The sequence below is a fragment of the Thermospira aquatica genome (genome assembly GCF_023525255.1).
Classification (GTDB): Bacteria; Spirochaetota; Brevinematia; order Brevinematales; family Thermospiraceae; genus Thermospira; species Thermospira aquatica.
Window position 1 is genome coordinate 290,338 of the sequence record NZ_CP073355.1, and the last position, 17,496, is coordinate 307,833.

General features: G+C 45.7%; 17 protein-coding genes and 1 tRNA gene. 10 read left to right on the plus strand and 8 right to left on the minus strand.

The genetic code is table 11. From position 1 onward, the window contains the following. Positions 1-13 precede the first annotated feature (13 nt). From fliS to KDW03_RS01485, 8 genes are all read right to left on the minus strand, one after another. Positions 14-421 carry a flagellar export chaperone FliS gene (gene fliS, locus KDW03_RS01450; RefSeq protein WP_271435628.1) on the minus strand — a complete coding sequence of 136 codons (408 nt, stop codon included), beginning with the start codon at positions 419-421 and terminating at the stop codon, positions 14-16. Positions 422-550: 129 nt separating this feature from the next. Beyond that, positions 551-624, minus strand: a tRNA-Arg gene (locus tag KDW03_RS01455). After that, complete coding sequence (locus tag KDW03_RS01460; protein WP_271435629.1) at positions 615-3,716, minus strand: tetratricopeptide repeat-containing diguanylate cyclase; 3,102 nt, start codon at positions 3,714-3,716, stop codon at positions 615-617. The genes KDW03_RS01455 and KDW03_RS01460 overlap by 10 nt, the downstream gene beginning before the upstream one ends. Continuing rightward, on the minus strand, positions 3,707-4,081 hold the full coding sequence (locus tag KDW03_RS01465) for a DUF1667 domain-containing protein (protein WP_271435630.1): 375 nt from the start codon (positions 4,079-4,081) through the stop codon (positions 3,707-3,709). The genes KDW03_RS01460 and KDW03_RS01465 overlap by 10 nt, the downstream gene beginning before the upstream one ends. Continuing rightward, a complete protein-coding gene (locus KDW03_RS01470) occupies positions 4,071-5,339 on the minus strand; it encodes an NAD(P)/FAD-dependent oxidoreductase (protein ID WP_271435631.1) in 1,269 nt (422 codons plus the stop codon). Before KDW03_RS01470 ends, KDW03_RS01465 begins: the two co-directional genes overlap by 11 nt. After that, entirely contained in the window at positions 5,329-6,783 is a 1,455-nt protein-coding gene (locus KDW03_RS01475; RefSeq protein WP_271435632.1) for an NAD(P)/FAD-dependent oxidoreductase, read from the minus strand. Before KDW03_RS01475 ends, KDW03_RS01470 begins: the two co-directional genes overlap by 11 nt. Further along, the gene (gene glpK, locus KDW03_RS01480) at positions 6,783-8,276 is read right to left on the minus strand and encodes a glycerol kinase GlpK (protein ID WP_271435633.1); all 1,494 of its coding nucleotides are present in this window, start codon (positions 8,274-8,276) and stop codon (positions 6,783-6,785) included. The genes KDW03_RS01475 and glpK overlap by 1 nt, the downstream gene beginning before the upstream one ends. Continuing rightward, positions 8,269-9,027 carry an alpha/beta hydrolase gene (locus KDW03_RS01485; RefSeq protein ID WP_271435634.1) on the minus strand — a complete coding sequence of 253 codons (759 nt, stop codon included), beginning with the start codon at positions 9,025-9,027 and terminating at the stop codon, positions 8,269-8,271. Before KDW03_RS01485 ends, glpK begins: the two co-directional genes overlap by 8 nt. 155 nt (positions 9,028-9,182) lie before the next feature. Between KDW03_RS01485 and KDW03_RS01490 the strand changes: the two genes are divergently transcribed. From KDW03_RS01490 to KDW03_RS01535, 10 genes are all read left to right on the plus strand, one after another. Next, entirely contained in the window at positions 9,183-9,308 is a 126-nt protein-coding gene (locus tag KDW03_RS01490) for a hypothetical protein (protein WP_271435635.1), read from the plus strand. Between the two features lie 524 nt (positions 9,309-9,832). Continuing rightward, a complete protein-coding gene (locus KDW03_RS01495) occupies positions 9,833-10,405 on the plus strand; it encodes a sugar phosphate nucleotidyltransferase (RefSeq protein ID WP_271435636.1) in 573 nt (190 codons plus the stop codon). Then, positions 10,366-11,178: a cupin domain-containing protein gene (locus KDW03_RS01500; RefSeq protein WP_271435637.1), complete on the plus strand. Its 813-nt coding sequence runs from the start codon at positions 10,366-10,368 to the stop codon at positions 11,176-11,178. Before KDW03_RS01495 ends, KDW03_RS01500 begins: the two co-directional genes overlap by 40 nt. A 65-nt stretch (positions 11,179-11,243) precedes the next feature. Next, positions 11,244-12,866 (plus strand): hypothetical protein, encoded by a 1,623-nt coding sequence (locus KDW03_RS01505; RefSeq protein WP_271435638.1) that lies wholly within the window; start codon positions 11,244-11,246, stop codon positions 12,864-12,866. Between the two features lie 80 nt (positions 12,867-12,946). Beyond that, on the plus strand, positions 12,947-13,795 hold the full coding sequence (locus KDW03_RS01510) for a hypothetical protein (RefSeq protein ID WP_271435639.1): 849 nt from the start codon (positions 12,947-12,949) through the stop codon (positions 13,793-13,795). Between the two features lie 115 nt (positions 13,796-13,910). Further along, entirely contained in the window at positions 13,911-14,849 is a 939-nt protein-coding gene (gene sppA / locus KDW03_RS01515; protein WP_271435640.1) for a signal peptide peptidase SppA, read from the plus strand. A gap of 9 nt (positions 14,850-14,858) precedes the next feature. Further along, positions 14,859-15,893, plus strand: a complete 1,035-nt coding sequence (locus KDW03_RS01520) for a peptidylprolyl isomerase (protein WP_271435641.1) — start codon at positions 14,859-14,861, stop codon at positions 15,891-15,893. Further along, on the plus strand, positions 15,874-16,347 hold the full coding sequence (gene ribH / locus KDW03_RS01525) for a 6,7-dimethyl-8-ribityllumazine synthase (RefSeq protein WP_271435642.1): 474 nt from the start codon (positions 15,874-15,876) through the stop codon (positions 16,345-16,347). The genes KDW03_RS01520 and ribH overlap by 20 nt, the downstream gene beginning before the upstream one ends. Next, entirely contained in the window at positions 16,337-16,819 is a 483-nt protein-coding gene (locus KDW03_RS01530) for a transcription antitermination protein NusB (protein ID WP_271435643.1), read from the plus strand. The genes ribH and KDW03_RS01530 overlap by 11 nt, the downstream gene beginning before the upstream one ends. Then, positions 16,819-17,463, plus strand: a complete 645-nt coding sequence (locus KDW03_RS01535) for a MazG family protein (RefSeq protein WP_271435644.1) — start codon at positions 16,819-16,821, stop codon at positions 17,461-17,463. Before KDW03_RS01530 ends, KDW03_RS01535 begins: the two co-directional genes overlap by 1 nt. Positions 17,464-17,496 lie beyond the last annotated feature (33 nt).

Below are 17,496 nucleotides of genomic sequence, written 5' to 3' on the forward strand. Positions count from 1 at the left end.
TCCTTGTCTCGTTTTATCCCAGAAGATTTAAATTCTTCTGCTCATCTCGTACATCTCCTCTCTGTTGCGCAAGCAAGGTTTCCCATGCTTCCTTGAGAGTATTTAAAAGCTTCGTTACTTCGTCAATAATCGTCGTATCTTTCGCCACATTGGCCTCTATCAGACGACGATTCATATACATATAAAGGCTATACAAATTTTGGGCTATCTCCCCTGCCTCAAAATTCAACGAACTGATCAGCTCAAGAACAATATCCTGCGCTTTCAAAAGATTATTATGAGCAAGATCAAGTTTTTTATCGCGAATAGCTTCTTTTGCCATGCCCAGAAAACGAATAGCCCCCTGGTAGAGCATAACTACCAGCTTGAGTCCACTCGCTGTCTCAATATCTACCTCTTTGTAGCTTTGATAGCCTTCCATGACCTGCTCCTTATCTTCAAGGTTCTCTTATTTCAATCGGCATTTAGGGCTTATTTCTTGAAAAAAAATCATCAAAAAAATACCGCTTTCTGAAGATAAAAAAGGGCCGCCCCTTGCGGCCCTCTCACATGCGCCCAAGAGGAGTCGAACCTCTGGCCTTCGGCTCCGGAGGCCGACGCTCTATCCAACTGAGCTATGGGCGCTTTAAGGTGTATACTTCCATCAATGTTCCATTCGCTCTGGCCCGGAGAGCCATCTCCTTGGCTATATGTAACAAGGTTTCTGCCTCTTCAGCACACGTGTGGTAATCCACCACCCCAATATGACAATGTATTTCCATCGTCTTGCGAGTCTTTTCGGCGGGGATAAGTTTCTGCACATCCTTTAGTTCGTTCAGAGGGTCGAGAAAAAATGCCTCAAGGCGCTTAACAAACTTCTCAACACTTTCAACCCGACTCTCTGGGAAAAGAATTACCACACCGCCTTCCATCATGTAGCCCACCATATCCACTTCGCGTACACTCCGCTCAAGATACTGACGGAAACGTTTGAGGAAAAAATTACTCAAGTTTTCCCCATATTTTTCACGGAAGTGGAAAAAATTCTCCAGCATCACATACGCCACAGCAAAATTACGAAGTTTCCTTCCATAACGTTCAGTACGCGCACTTTCCCGGCGCATTTGCTGGACAATCTCTTCTCCCTTATAGAAACCGGTAGTTATATCATAATTCAAAAAGCGAAGATTGTCAAGTAGTTTTTTATAATAAACCTGAACAGCCAGATATTCTCCCAGCATCGCGAGAAGTTCCTCCTGTTCAAGACTCATGGGAAACGATTCATTCCACAAAAGAATAAGTGCCCCTTCCCATATATAACGCCTCCGAAGGGGAACAAGATAGATATTTGCCTTAAATGGCACAAGATTTTCCCAGTAGGGCTGCGAAACAAGATTAATCACCCTTTGTTCAGGTTTTATCTCACGGTAAATCTTCTCCATCACAAAAAGAGGATCAAATACCCGTGTGTCATTAACCGAAGCAACATGCTGCCAATGAAAATCCTCTAACAGCAGAAAAAAAGCAGACGATACAGGTAAATAGGTCACCACAATGGAAAGAATCTTTTGAAAGAGATGGGTGGAAAGGGAAGTGCTTGCCATAATGCTGTAAATCTGTCTCAAAAAGTGCATACGAACCAGATTTTGCTCAAGTGATTGGAGGATTGACACCTCTTCCGCTACCATGAGACACTCCTCTCGATTCCAGAAAATGCTTACCGGAGAAAGAGAGGGCAAATTTTCGATCAAAGAAACCAAACTCGATGATATCAAATCCTGTTCTTTCAAGCGAGAGATAACTGAGCTAAACATAGCCCGTTCCGACGACCCCTCCTCAAATACTTCATAAAAAAGAGCACAGATATGCCGCCAGAGAAGCCAAAGTGATGGACGATACTCCGCCATCACAAGAATCAATTTTTGGAGAATACTCTTGAGCTCCTCCTTCCTCTTCTCCTCTCGATAGAAATACGCCTGAACTAAAAGCCAGAGAATATCCTCATAGGCTGAGTGAGACTGTGTTTCTATAAGCCCCTTCACTCTCTGGTAGATACCAAAAAGACGAAGATTCTGATGGGTCTGTGCATAACATATGCCCAGATAACACCCTAGCTCGTGGTTGGAATGATAGGGAAGATGAATAAGCCCCGTTTTTCGTCTCATCTCTTCGACAGTAATAAAAATAGTTATAGCCTCTTCGTATTGACCTGTACCAACAAGCATTACTCCCACATTCACCAACGTAAGAAGAATCTCCGTGATGTTTCCCAGTGTACGCATGGCATAGATATTTTGCTGAAGAAAACCTGCAGCTTCTTCATATTTTTCGGCAAGAATATACCCATATGCTATACCGTTTCTTATCTGCGCTAATTCTACCGGATTCTGGAACCGTTCCTTGATATCAAGGCTTTTTCGATAATATCCAAAAGCCTCATCATGGTTTCCCAAAATAGAATGGACCATGGCCAGATTATGATAGGCAGCGGCTAGCCTTGCTTCATTGCCTAACTTCTCTGCAAGCGCAATCATTTCCTCACACACCCGGAAAAGGATCTCTCTTTTTGCTACCACAAAACACGCCTGAATATTTTCCATGAAATAAACTCCCAAAATATACGCCTTCATGTTGAGAAATCCTAACCTCTCCGCCTCGGCGAGTACCTGCTGCACAAGGATCTCAAGATCCCGATTCCATCGCCCCTGATAGTTCCCTGAAATCAGAAGATAATAGAAAAGATACCCATACGTTTCTGCCATACTCTGAGAATACCCATGATGGTAAACAACATAGATATGTTTGTATGCCTGTTCCATATCCCCCTGGGCAAGATAACTGAGAGCAAGATAAAACTGGAAATGCCTGGTATGCTCTTCGCTGTTAATATCAAAGCTTTTTTCTAAGCCACTGTGAAAAGCCTCGATGGCTTTCTGAAATTCGCGGCGGTAGTAGTGTGCCATACCACGGAGAAAAAAATATGTAATCTCATCTTCCGGCAGATAAACCTCACTTCGAATCTTATCCAACAAAAATAACGTCTCTTCAAAGTGAAAAAAGTACAAAAGGACTCTTCCATAAGAAAAAATCTCTGGTAAAGGAGGAAGGTTCTCCTCCGCCGAAGGAGGCATTTCCTCTCCCTCAAGTTCGTAAGCCACCCCTTGTTGAACGAGTTCCTCCCAAAAATCTTCAAAATACGAAAAACTTCCCAAACTTTTTCTCACCACTAATACAAGTTTGAGATTGCTACTTCCCTCTTTTAAGAACTCTTTTATGAAATGCTGCATTTTCAAGGAAAGGTACTGGGCATCCTCAATAACCCATACCATAGGAGAAGGAACAAGTAAACGAAGCTGAGAAAAAAGCGTCTCTTCAAGGCGAAGTTTTTCAAAACTCAGTTCCTCCAAAAAAAGCATCTCCCGTCTCATTACGCCGCCACCATACATCGCCTCAAAAAGCCCCCGATGCAAGCTGTAAACTCCACTTTCATCCAGAAAACCAGCAAGATCTTTTTTCGACTCCGCAAAACGATCCTTTAAAAACGAGAATAAAGGAGCATACGGCTCCAAAAAAAGACGGGGACAGCGACTTACGTACATGGGAACGCCCTCTTCGGTGGCTTTTTGTTCGATTGCCTTTTTTGCGCTCTCTAAAGAGGGAGTTCGAACTGCCCAGAGATTTGATTGAGCCCATCTCGTATACAAGAGATCTCGCCATTCTCCCACCGTTAATGGCATACATTTTCCTCCTCAACAAACCACGTTGTTACAAGATCTATCCCGTTTCCAAAGGGATTTTGAGCGACGATTTCTTCTACTCTCACTGGAGCCCGAACAACGAGTTTCCGACAGAGTTTTGCCCACTCAAATATTTCCCTCCTGGGAACAGGGGCTGACGTGACCACCGGAACAAGGGGTGTTTTCCCCCCGGTGACACGTACCAATGATGTAAATAATCGGCGAGGGTCATTCACTTCTTGAATAGCAAACTCCTCCCCCATACGACAACTATTGCCCTTCACAGAAATCAAAACATCCCCATTCATTTCCACTTGAAGAAGACATCCCCTGGGACAACGAAGACAGTATATCTCATGCATCATAGTCCATCTCCCAGACAAGACTTTTTGGTGGATACTGAAGCCAGTGAGACACCGGTGAAGGTTCTATGTGCACATGGATCATCTCTGCGGGACGAGCATAGGGAAAACGCTTCTCATAAAAAACCCTTTTCTCACTTTTGAGTCTTAAAGTAACAGAACTCTCACAGGGAGTGCTCACCCGAAGGAAAAAAGAAAGTGATTTTTCGCTCCCTTCGCCGAGAAACACCCGTTGAGGAACAACACTCCGGATAGGGGCTCGCCAATGCACAGAGAGAGACGGTTCCTGCCATCCTGCCAGACTTCTGGCAAACCTGGCTGCTGATCTTCCTGCATTCTCCCCATCTTGAGACACATCATCTACCAGATCGTAGATGTGTACCACATTCCCTGCGGCAAAAACACCATACACGGAAGTCTGCCCATGCTGATCCACCACAGGCCCACCTATCACAGGGTCGAGAACCACCCCTATCCGCCGGCTCAGCTCATTCTCAGGAATAAGCCCCACAGAGAGAAGAAGGGTATCACATGCCACCCATTCGCTTTTTGATTTGTCAGCACAGAAATTTTCATCCACAGGGGAGATCTCTACCCCCTCAACACGCTCATAACCATCAATCCTTGTCACTGTATGACTCAAAAAAAGGGGGATCCCAAAATCCTGCAAACACTGCACGTAATTTCTTCGTAGTCCGGTGAGGTAAGGAAGGGCTTCCACCACTCGAACAACCTCTCCACCCTCAAGCGTAATCCGACGGGCCATGATCATCCCAATATCCCCTGATCCCAGAATGACAAACCTCTTTCCTGGCATCCATCCCTCGCGATTGATCATCCTCTGAACCGTCCCGGCAGTATACACCCCGGCAGGGTGAGTCCCGGGGATATTGAGTTGAGAACGCGTACGTTCTCGGCACCCCATCGCTAGAACAATACTCCTTGCTTCCACCTCTTCATATCCACGGGTAGAGAGGACAGTGACCCGTCTCGAAGGAGAAATATCCATCACAAAGCTTTCAAGCCAGACATCAATGCTGCGTTTTTCTATCTCCTGGACAAAATAGTAGGCATACAGAGGTCCCGGGAGATCCTTTTTGAATCGCCTTGCCCCGAAACCCGCATGGATACACTGCGGGAGAATGCCCCCCAGTTCAGAATTTCTCTCAAGAAGAAGAACCGTCGCACCCTCATCATAGGCCGCAATGGCTGCTGCCATTCCTGCAGGTCCAGCCCCAATCACCACCACATCATACCTCATGATGTTCTCCCCTTACACTTCCAAACACAAACCGAGAAGATCCCCCCTTCTTGGTAACCTCTTCCACGGCAACACCTGTTTCCCGAGAGAGGATTTCAATCACCCTCGGAAAATCAAATCCCCCCTGGCATCTCCCCGTTCCCAACCACGTCCGCCTTTTCAGGGCATCATACGTCCTGGCCGGGATAGGTCCATGAATCTCGGCTAAAATATCCCCCTCTGTAATCTCTTCACAACGGCATACAATCCGCCCATACGCTGGTGAAAGAGCCACCCTTTGGCGTCTCTCCTCCGGTGAAAGGTGCTTGAGAAGCCTGCGCGGTTCCCTTATAGGATTAAAATCTGGCTTGAGTTCAAAGTTTTCTCCCTTTTCTTTGAGAAGTTCCACCACATACTCAGCAATAGCCGGTGCAGAGGCATACCCTGGAGAATCTATACCACAGATATTGATAAAACCAGGCACCTCCCCCACTTCGATAAGAAAATCCTTCGTCGGCATCAGTGTTGCCCGAAGTCCCGCATACTGGGCAATAATCCAGCGCACATCCCAACCAGGCACCAGTCTTTTCCCTCCCTGGATAGCCTCACGCAAACCCTCTTCGGTGGTAAAAAGGGAAAATTTATCACTAACATTCTCCGAAGTAGGACCAACGAGGGTATTCCCATGAATGGTGGTCGTAACAAGAATCCCCTTTCCCTTTTCCGTAGGACAGGGGAAAACCACTTTGTCCCAGCTGAAACTGTTCCTGTCCAGCACCACATATTGCCCCCTTCGGGGAACAATGTGAAAATCCGGATGAACCCCGGCTTTGTGCATGATCTCATCAGCAAAGATTCCTGCTGCGTTGACCACCCAACGGGCATAAAAATCCCCCCGATTGGTGCGTACGCCACATATTTTACCCTCTTCCCAGAGAAAATCCTCAAAACGCGTCTCAAGAAGAAGCTTCATGCCGTTCACGACAGCATTTTCACAGGCAAAAAAATTTGCCTGAAAGGGATCAATAATCCCTGCTGTAGGGGCAAAAAGACTCCCACGCGCCTGCGGAGAAATGCCGGGAAGTCGCTGCTTGGTTTCCTCTTCTGAGAGGAGCCGAAGACCGGGAACACCGTTTTGTCTGCCTTGCTCAAGAAGTTTTTCCAGTGTTTTTTTTTCCTCTTCGGAAAGAGCAACAACATAACTCCCTGTTCTGCGAAAAGGGATAAAAAGCTCGGCTGCAAGATGATCCCAGAGAGCATTCCCTCGAACATTGAGTTTCGCCTTGAAACTGCCAGGTTGAGGATCATAGCCGGCATGCACGATCGCTGAGTTAGCAGCACTTGTCCCCATCCCTACATCCACATGTTTTTCAATCATAAGGACACTTTTATTGTGCCTCGCCAGTTCCCTACCCAGAAGAGACCCTACAATCCCGCTACCAATGATAAGAAAATCGTATACCATCATTCCACCCAGTTGAACGTACGTGTGACTGCTTTTTTCCATCCTCGGTAGAGAGCTTCTCGCGTGGCAGCATCGAGACGAGGTTGCCAGCGTTTTTCTATCTGCCAGTGAGAACGAAGTTCTTTTTTATCCTGCCAATATTTTATAGCAAGCCCTGCTGCATACGCTGCTCCCAGAGCTGTTGTTTCAGTGACACGGGGACGAACCACATCAATCCCGAGAATATCACTCTGAAACTGCATGAGTGGTTCGCTTACCACCATCCCACCATCGACACGGAGTTCCTTGAGGTTGATGTGAGCATCTTCCATCATGGCGTCAAAAATCTCTCGTGTCTGGTAGGCTGTTGCCTCAAGAATCGCCCTCGCAAGATGGTAACGGTTTGTATAGTGGGTAAGCCCTACCACCACCCCACGGGCATCACTTCTCCAATAAGGGGCAAAAAGCCCCGAAAAAGCCGGGACAATGTAGATTCCCCCACTATCCTCTACCTTCATGGCAAGTTCATCGATCTGGGGAGCCTTTTCTATCAGACCGAGTTTATCTCTTGCCCACTGGATAAGCGCCCCCGCAATAGCCACCGAACCCTCCATGGCATACACAGCATTTTCTCCGTGAATACGGTATCCCACGGTAGTGAGTATCCCACGAGTGGAAAAAACCACCTTTTCGCCAATATTCACCAGCAGAAAGCATCCCGTACCATACGTATTTTTGGCCTCTCCTACTTCGTAACACGTCTGTCCAAAAAGTGCCGCCTGTTGATCACCGAGCACCGCCGTCACAGGAATACTCTCTCCTAAGATCTCGCGAGAAAGTTTTCCATAAGCCTCAGGATGAGAAGAATCCACCACCTCCGGAAGAATCTCCATGGGAATCCCCAACACTTCACACATCTCTTCATCCCAACAGAGTCTCCTAATATCAAAAAGAAGGGTGCGACTCGCGTTTGTCACATCAGTGACATGACACCCCGTAAGCTTGTACACAAGCCAGCTGTCAATCGTCCCAAAGGCTATCTCTTTCTTTTTAGCCCTTTCAAAAAGCCCGGGAATATGATCAAAAAGCCACCGGATCTTCGGACCAGAAAAATACGTCGCCAGGGGAAGTCCTGTTTTTTGCTGAAAACGATAGATACCCTCGTCCCCTGCAAGTTTTTCACAGATCTCAGCGGTACGGGTATCCTGCCATACAATGGCATTGTGGACCGGTTTTCCTGTCTTTTTATCCCAGAGAATAGTAGTCTCCCGCTGATTGGTAATGCCAATAGCCTTTAGCTGCTGAGGATTAATTCCTCCTTTTTCTAAAGCTTCCCGCATCACCTCAACACTACGCGAAAATATCTCCTCAGGATCATGTTCCACAAACCCTGGCTGAGGATAGATCTGGCGGTGTTCCTTCTGAGCGACGGAGACGATGTGTCCCTCTCTATCAAAAACCACAAAACGAGTACTGGTTGTCCCCTGATCAAGAGCGCCAACATACTCAGCCATGGTGTCCTCCTATCCTTTTTAAAAACTCCACAGAACGTTCAAAAATGATATGTTTATCATAGTCCTGGGTAGCCACATGATAGGAATTTTCCAGCCAGATCACCTCTTTCACTGAAGAACTCACCCGCGAGATGGTTTTCTCCACATTGCTTACGGGGAGAACATGGTCTTCTCGCGATTTAAAGATAAGAAGAGGTTGGGTAATCTGAGAGAGGCGCTCACTTACCATCTTTTGTAATCGGCGAACCTGGTACACTCCATTGACAGGAGTCCTGTCGTAAGCAATTTCACGAATATTGGGATCCTTGATATCTGAAGAGATCGCCGGCACACTGGGAAGAACAAAGCGCAAGATTGGCACCAAGGGAAGAAGTGGGTGAGGGTAAAACTCAAGGGCATGATTCACCAAGACGATCGCCTTAATCTCCGGATGCTCCTCAGCCATCGCAAGTGCCAAAAGTCCCCCCATCGAGAGCCCCGCCACGTACATGGTTCGCACACGAGATTTGAGAAGATGATAGGCATCTTCCACATCGAGAAGCCAGTCTTCTACCCGATAACGGTTGACATCCTGCCAGCGTGTTCCATGACCAGAAAGCCTTGGAGATTCCACATGATACCCCGATTTAGCCAGATACTCCCCCCACTCTCGAATACTCGTTGTGCTCCCTGTAAACCCATGGATAAGAAGAACCCCTTCATCCCCCTTTCCCTGAAATGAAAACGGTTCAAAACCTGGAAGAATTCTCATACTACCCCTCCTCTCACTCTTTGATTTATTATACCACAAATCATAAAAATGGCAAGCCATAGAATAAAAAAATTTTCAATATTATTGTAAAAAATCACCTGGAAAGCTTCAAAAAATGCCCCCGTTTGACATCCTTTTGATAAAAAAGAGATGGAATGATGGAAAGGAAAAGAAAAACCTGTGCTCTTCCCTTGTCGCAGTGTCTCTCGTATGGGGGATATTACCCTGTCGCAGTGAAAAGCAAGATCACCAGCTATTCCCATGTTGCAGTAAGAGAGTGAAAATGGAAGCTATTTCCATGTTGCAGTCAAAAAACTCTCCCATGCTATTACCCTGTCGCAGTGCGAATTTCAGACCAAAACTGCAACAAGGGAAGAGCCTCTCCCCCTACAGCCACAATGTCGCAACGAAAAATATGCCTTCCTGTTTCCGGCAAGCTCTTCCCTTATCGCAGTAAGCACAAAAAATCCCCCACTCTTCCTTTCTTGCAAGAGAACAAGTTTATGCTCGTTGAGTAAAGAAATTTCTCGAGACGAGTGGGGTGGTCACCTCGATAAGCCCCGTCGGGGCTACTCGGTGACCGAAAAACCTTCGACTCTTACACTCTCACAGTGAGCCTCGTGTATTCCACATGCACCAAAGCTTTCCCTACCAGCAAATGAAAAAAGTAAGACAATAAAAAAAAACATCCTAAGATCACCCCTCTACTCTCTGCTTCCCACAAAAAATTCTTTCCCTGCTACGGTTTGCAAGAAGTTTCTTCTTGCTTTACAATAAAAGAAGAAACAGATGAAGGAGACAAACAATGATTTCTGTTATTCTTGCAGGCGGAAGCGGTACACGACTCTGGCCTTATTCAAGACAGAATTTTCCCAAACAGTTTCTTACTCTCACAGGAGACAAAAGCCTTCTTCAGATGACAGCGGAACGTTTAAGCAGCATTTCCTCTCCTGAAAACATTTATGTAGTAGCAGGAGAGCAGTACCGCTTTACCATTGCCGATCATCTCTGCCAGCTCTTTGGTTGCGAATTTCACAATATGATTCTCGAACCCATGGGAAGAAACACTGCCCCAGCCATAGCTCTCACCGTAAAATACCTTCTTGAAAAAGGCTACGATACAGAAACACTAGTTTTCTTTTCCCCTTCGGATCATGTGATAGAACCAGTAAAAGCCTTTCGTGATGCTGTGCTCTCTGTTGAAAAAGAAGCTCAAGACCACATTGTCACTTTCGGGATTGTTCCTGAGATGGTTATGGATATTGAGCTCGGAAATGAGGTTTTGTTGAAAAACCCTCCAGAGAGACCGCCCAAAAATATCTTGAGAGTGGCAACTACATGTGGAATGCAGGGATGTTTTTGTTCTCTCTCAAGGTGATCCTTGAGGCTTTCAAAAAACATATGCCTGCCCTTTATGAGGCCATCACCTCTCAGAGTTATCAGGAAATGATCAAAAATTACAGTGAACTTGAAAGTATCTCAATAGACTACGGTGTGATGGAAAAAGCCTCCAACATCCTTTGTTATACCCTCAGTGTCTCGTGGAATGATGTGGGCTCATGGGATTCTGTGTATGAACTCTTTACCCCCGACGAAAATGGCAATGCCACAAGTGGCGATGTCTTTTGTCTTGATACGAAAAAAAGCCTCGTGCTTTCCAGTAAACACCTCACCGCTCTCATTGGAGTAAACGATCTTGTTGTCGTCGAAACAGAAGATGCCATCCTTATAGCCAACCGTCATCAAACCCAGAAGGTCAAAGACATGGTGCAGCTTTTAACAAGCCACAAAAGACCAGAGGTTTCAGAACATGTAACTGTCTATCGACCATGGGGATCGTACACAGTCCTTGAAGAAGCTCCTCGCTACAAGATAAAAAAAATCGTGGTCAATGTGGGAGCAGCTCTCAGTCTCCAGCGCCACCAGCACCGAAGTGAACACTGGATTGTGGTCAAAGGAACCGCTCTTGTAGAAATTGACGGCAAGGAACAGTTTGTTCATGAAAACGAGAGTGTCTATGTGCCAAAATCCACCCTTCACAGGCTTTCAAATCCAGGGAAAATCCCCCTTGAAATGATAGAGGTCCAGAACGGCGAATACCTGGGTGAAGATGATATTGAACGATTTAATGACAACTACGGGAGATCCTGATTTCGATGAAAGGGAGATATCTCCTTTTTATTTTCCTGCTATGGAGTACTTCAGGATGGGGTAGAGTGTTTTTTGTTGGATCTCATCCCGCTCTTTCGATTGTCGCTTTTCCCCAGGATTTGACACAATGGGAGAAGCCTTTTTTTGCGGTAGGGATTTCCTATCAGAGTTTGCCATGGTGGGGAGATATGGACAACCCAACCAATCGCCCCAATGAAGGCTACACCTCAACCGAGGAAAATATTTACTTTCCACCCCAGGAAGGAGAAGAACAGTCCTATTTCCAGACCTATGGAACAACCCATCTGGTAGGTGTCACTGTCCAGTCCTTTTCCCGTCCGGAGAAAAATCTTTTCTTGTGGGGAAAATTGAGCTACCTCCCTCGTTTTATGGTGCTCTCTGCTGAAGGAAACCTCCGAGGAGAAACGAATACCGAGGTCCATTTCATCCCTTTCTCCTATAGCGCCAGCCACCTTTTCAATGCTCTTTCCCTTGAAGGAATAGTGGCAAGTATATATCAGGGCATCCCTCTCGGTCTCAAGATGGGTTTCTCCTACGAAAATACAGGAAAGATAGAACACTCCTTTAACGCAACGGTCAATGGGACACATATCTCTTCTGAAAGGCTTTTGTGGGGATGGACAACCGTTGGCTGCAATCATATCTTTGGCTATCCCCACATTAACGGAGATGCCTGGTTTCAGAATAGCTATCTGACAGGACCTGTCTGGCAGTGGGATATTCAGGCTGGAATAAGTATACCCCAAATCCGTTTTGGAAATCGTTTTCGCCTTTTGGGCTCTTTGCAACAGGAAACCACCTGGCAAATGGACACCAATGCTACCACCCTTCTCGAAACCAATTTTAGTGGAAACTATACCCCCTCTCTTTATCTCTATAAAACTGATGGATGGCTTAACCGTACCTACGCCAATGTTACTTGGAAGGATGGTGGCATCTGGAAATTGAACACCCTCTTTTTCCTGGGGCTCGACAGTTCTCTTACCATTCGTGTCCTCTCCAATGATCTTGCCTCGGAAGGTTGGGGCAAGACAAAAAACAGCGGCATTCTCATTGAAGTAAACCCCAACGTCTCCATCAAACCATCCAAACAGATGCTTATGGATCTCGCCCTCCTCATCAGCGGAGAATGGCACAGAACAGAAAAACGAGGTTCATACTACAATCCTTTGATGGGAACGAGCCGCGAAAGCTGGCAAAACTCCACTCCCGTGATAGGTCCCGAATACAGCTGGGAGGGATTTTCGTATGTGGACACCACAGCTTTTCATCTGGGAGTAGATATGATTTTCTATCTTCCCCTTTACGGAAACAAAGATCGCCAGATAGGTCTGGTACTCAATGTATTTGAAAACACGCAGTTTAGTTGGCTTTCAAAGTACTACGGGACCAACCGATTCACCCAACAAGAAACTTCATTCGATATTGTGGCGATTCGGTCCACCTTTCGCAGAGAGGCATGGCTCCATACGATGGTGGGCATTCAATACCGACAACCACCCTACCAGGTAAGATGTGAGTTCCTCTCTCCTCTGCTCTATAGCCTTGCAGCATCCCAGAAACTTCAAACAGCCGCAGGCGAAAAGCTTTACGAAGCAAAAAAATCACAAAACTGGGCTGTTCAGGAAGGACTCGCTCTCCGGATAACGGTTGCCCATGAGTTTTAAAAAGTTGCAAAAATTTTTTCTCTCATTTATAATCATAACAAAAAATTTTCAAAAAATCGGATTGGAAAGGAGGAAAACTTATGAAACGTCTCATCGTGTTGGTATTTGGTATGGTTCTTTTGGTGTTTGGTTGCGGAAGCAAGAAAGAAGAGCTCTACTATCCCAAAACCCATTTCACCAAGATGACCCTTGATCAGGCAGACAAAAAGGTTGTCTATCTCGACTGGGGAACACCCCTCGTTTATGCTGGTTCGATGCAGACAAATCTAGAAGAGAGCAAAGGCAAAACCAATGAGGAGATCTATGTCCTGGTCATCAACAACAACACCAAAGATAAAGGATGGGTAAATCTCGCCTCTGTGGTAAAAAATCCTCTTGCCAAGGCTACACTTCTTAACACCAGCCAGATATACAAAACACCCAGTGAGATTTCTCGAGACTTCTTTACCATGACAGCGCCAATGATTGGATATGTGGTGGAAGTTCAAAATGACTGGGCACGTGTTCAATGGTATATGAGTGCGTACAAAGTCTTTACCGGAAAGACTGAATGGACAAGCTACGAATGGGTTAAACTCAATGCTATCTCAACCAATGCCAAAGATGCTGATCTTCTCGCTATTCTCTATACCACTTACAGAAAGCTCCCTGACTGGAAAACAAAATGGTCTACTCTCACTGATGAAAAACAAAAACAAGCCCTGAGTAACGAGATAGACAAAGAAATCATCTATCTGGAAAATGTGATAAAAACCTTTGGTGGAGTTGGTGGTCCAGTACTCACCACCACATATGCCAATGATGTTGTTACTTCCTTAAATAACCTTCTTTACCCTGCAGAGGAATCCTACGAAGAAGATGAGTATTACGAGGAAAGTGATTACGAAGAAGATGAGTATTACGAGGAAAGTGATGAGGAAGAGTACTAGATTTAAATGGTAAACTTGAGGCGTCCTTCGGGACGCCTTTCTATTTTGTCTACCCTGGTATTATTTGCCTTCTTTTGATTTTTATGCTACAATATTAGGAGAAAAAGAGGTGACCATGACACAAAAATTCTCATTCTGGTTTACCCTCAGTCTGTGGGGGATCTCTCTCGTCATTGCTACCATTGCTCTCACAAAAGGCACATCTTCCCGCCAGCTTTCTTCTTCTGTTCTCACTGGAAGAATTGCTATTGTAGAAATATTTGGTCCCATAGTGTATGAGAGTGAAAACACCACCCTGCCAGGCATAAGACAAGGAGGTGTTCTCTCCTGGATAGAAGAACTTGAAGAGGCCGCGAATGATCCCACAACGGCTGCCGTTGTCCTCCGGATCAATTCTCCCGGGGGTACCATAGGAGCTACGCAGGAACTCCATGCCGCCATCAAACGCCTCAGAGAAAAAGGTAAAGTCGTTGTTGCTTCATTTGGCGATATAGCCGCTTCTGGAGGATACTATATTGCCACGGCATGTCATGCTATTGTAAGCCTCCCTGGAACCCTCACCGGAAGTATTGGTGTTATTATTCAAGGATATCAATACGATGAACTGATGCGAAAATTGGGTATCAAAGCCACCGTATTCAAATCGGGCTCCAACAAGGACATCCTTGCAGGATACCGTGAGATGACCACAGAAGAAAAAGCCATCCTCACTACTCTTGTAAAAAACACGTATGAACAGTTCCTTCAAGCCATTGTAGAGGGGAGAGATATCTCTCGTAATGAACTTCTCCCCCTCGCAGACGGAAGAATTTTCACAGGAGAACAGGCCCTGCGCGTAAAACTCGTTGATAAGCTTGGGAGTTTCTACGATGCTATCGCTTTAGCTAAAGACATGGCCAAGCTTCCTGCCAGTGCCCCCATCTACTATACCTCCGAAGAAAAGCTTACCCTGCGCAGACTCTTACGAAGATTATCCTTCCACTCTCCAAACATCTTACCAAACAATCTGTCAGAATTCACGCAAACAAAACTCTGGTATTATAGTTCGTTTTAAGGAGACACTATGAAACGATGGCTCATTATCGCTCTTACACTCACAACCCAGCTACTTGTTGCAAGAGAAACGCTTATTTCTATTATAGCTACAGTTAATAATAATCCCATCACTCTGTATGATGTGCAACGCTACAATCAATTCATTTTTGAAAACTCGGGAGGACAAATCACCAATAGCATTCAGGATGGTCTCCAGAGCTGGTTTACGCTCTATATCCTCCGATCCCTTGCAGAAAAAGATAAACGTTACCAACTCGCACCTGGCGAAATACAGGATGCCCTTCTCCCGTACGTCAAGATGACCAACGAGAACCCTCAGCTTGCCTCACTTTTTACCCGTTATCGAGATCTCCTCGAGATGCGCGTAGAGGTCAATCTTTATATTCAAAAGTTGACTTTCTTTGATGAAGAATTCAAACGAAGTATGTACCAGGGAATCGACGAACAAAAGGCAAAAGCCTTTTATGAAACCAACAAAACAAATTTTCTCGCTCCCCCAAGAGTGAGTCTAATGGTTTTCGCCGCCCCCTACCCGAAAAATGCCTCTCTCACCGAACTCGAAAACCTTGAAAAAAGTTTCAATGCCATAGCTAAAGAAGCTGCAAAAACCACCAACGCTCCTGCCATTATTGAAAAATACAAAAAATCTATTTCCTTTACCCCTTACTCTGGAACATCTCCCCTCACCAATGCTCAGGATCTTTTCGTGGGAGGATATCCGGAAGAGATTCTTGGTCTTGCAATTGAGCCCACCTACTACAAGCAATACCTTGACAAAGGAAAAGTTTTCGGTCCACAGGTTATTCAGTTTCGAAAAGACAAGAAAAAATACCTCCTTGTCATGCGTGTGCTTGCCAGAGAGGAGTCCCGCATCCTTTCCTATGAAGAAGTCAAAAATTATATCTACACTATCCTTCAAAACCAACAGGTTGAAAAAGCTATCGATGAGTGGTGTGCCTCACAGATCAAAAACCGAAAAGTCATCGTTGAGATAAAAGACAAAAATTATCAAGGAGCGCTCGATGCCTATCTACGAAGGTAAACTTACCGCAAAGGGCATGCGCCTGGCCCTGGTCGTGGGCAAATTTAATTCTTTCATAGGCGACAAACTGGTAAGCGGTGCTCTCAATGCCTTTGAACAACTCGAGGGCGACCCCAATGCTGTTGATATTTATAAGGTCCCCGGAAGTTATGAAATTCCCGGCGTCGTCCGAAGATTACTCGAGGCAAAAAAACATGATGCCATCATCGCGTTAGGGGTTATCATCCGTGGCCAAACCCCTCACTTTGAGTATGTCTCGGGCAACACCTCCAAAGCCCTGATGGAAATGGCAAGTGAGGGCAAAATCCCTGTCATATTTGGTATAATTACAGCTGATGACGTCGAACAGGCCATTGACCGCGCCGGCGTCAAAAACGGCAACAAGGGTTACGAGGCTGTTCTCACAGCCGTAGAAATGGCCAACCTCTACAAACAGATGAACCATGGAAAATAAGGTTTTTGTTCGAACAACCGGCAAGGAACTTTCGTTTCTTGGCCTGTATGCCTATGATATAGGTAGTCATCCTCTCCCGGAGATTCTTGATATGTCATGGCTCAAAGACCTCTACGCTTATGACAAAGAAGAAGGCTGGCTTCCCAACCTTGCTCCCTCCGATAGAGGAATCTTTCGCCATGCGGAAGAAATCCTGCGAGGCGTTCTCAACGAACTACCCACCCTTGATCAAGAGATTGCCCCTCTCGTGAAAAACAGACCCTTTGAAAGGATCCTTGCTGTAGACAAAGCCATCCTGAGGCTCGGTGCCTATCTGATTATCTTCGACAGAACCATACCAAGTGAGGCTATTTTTAGCCTATGCGGCGAATTTGCCGATCTCTACGGAGAAGACGAAACCCCTTCTTACATTCAAGGCATTCTGGGAAGCCTCGCCAAAAAGTGGAGAACACCTCAAAAAGGAGAGGGTTAATGGAAGCTTTCCAGAAACTTTTACGCATCATAGAGACCCTTCGTTCTCCCGAAGGTTGTCCCTGGGATAGAGAACAGACTATTCCCTCCATGCGAACCGCCATCATTGAGGAAGCCTACGAACTGGTAGAAGCTATAGACACCCAGGATAAGGAAAACCTCAAAGAAGAAATGGGAGATCTCTTCTTCGTTGTCTGCTTTGTTGCCTATCTTGCCCAGCAAGAAAACCTTTTCACTATAGAAGAGATGATCGAAAGCGTCACTTCCAAACTCATCAGGCGCCACCCGCATGTTTTCCATGAAAAGAACACCATCACAGTTGAAAACGTCCTTCAAAACTGGGAGGCTATCAAATCCCGCGAAAAATCCACGCCCCACCATCCACTCAAGAGTATTCCCAAAAATCTCCCTGAACTCCAAAGACTTTATAAAATCCTCAATAAAATGAAACGACTCAAGGTTTCCTGGAAGCTCGAATCTCTTCAAACCATCAGCCATGAAATCTCCAGGGCTGCTCACCATGATCCCAAAAACTTCCTCAAAGGCTTTCTTCTCTACGCCTTTGAACAGGGTCTCGATGTTCCTGCTATTATCAGAGAATTATCCCACGAACTCATTACTCATTTTGACAAGCAGACCTCCTGATATTCCCTGCTATTCTCACAAAAACTCAAGTTT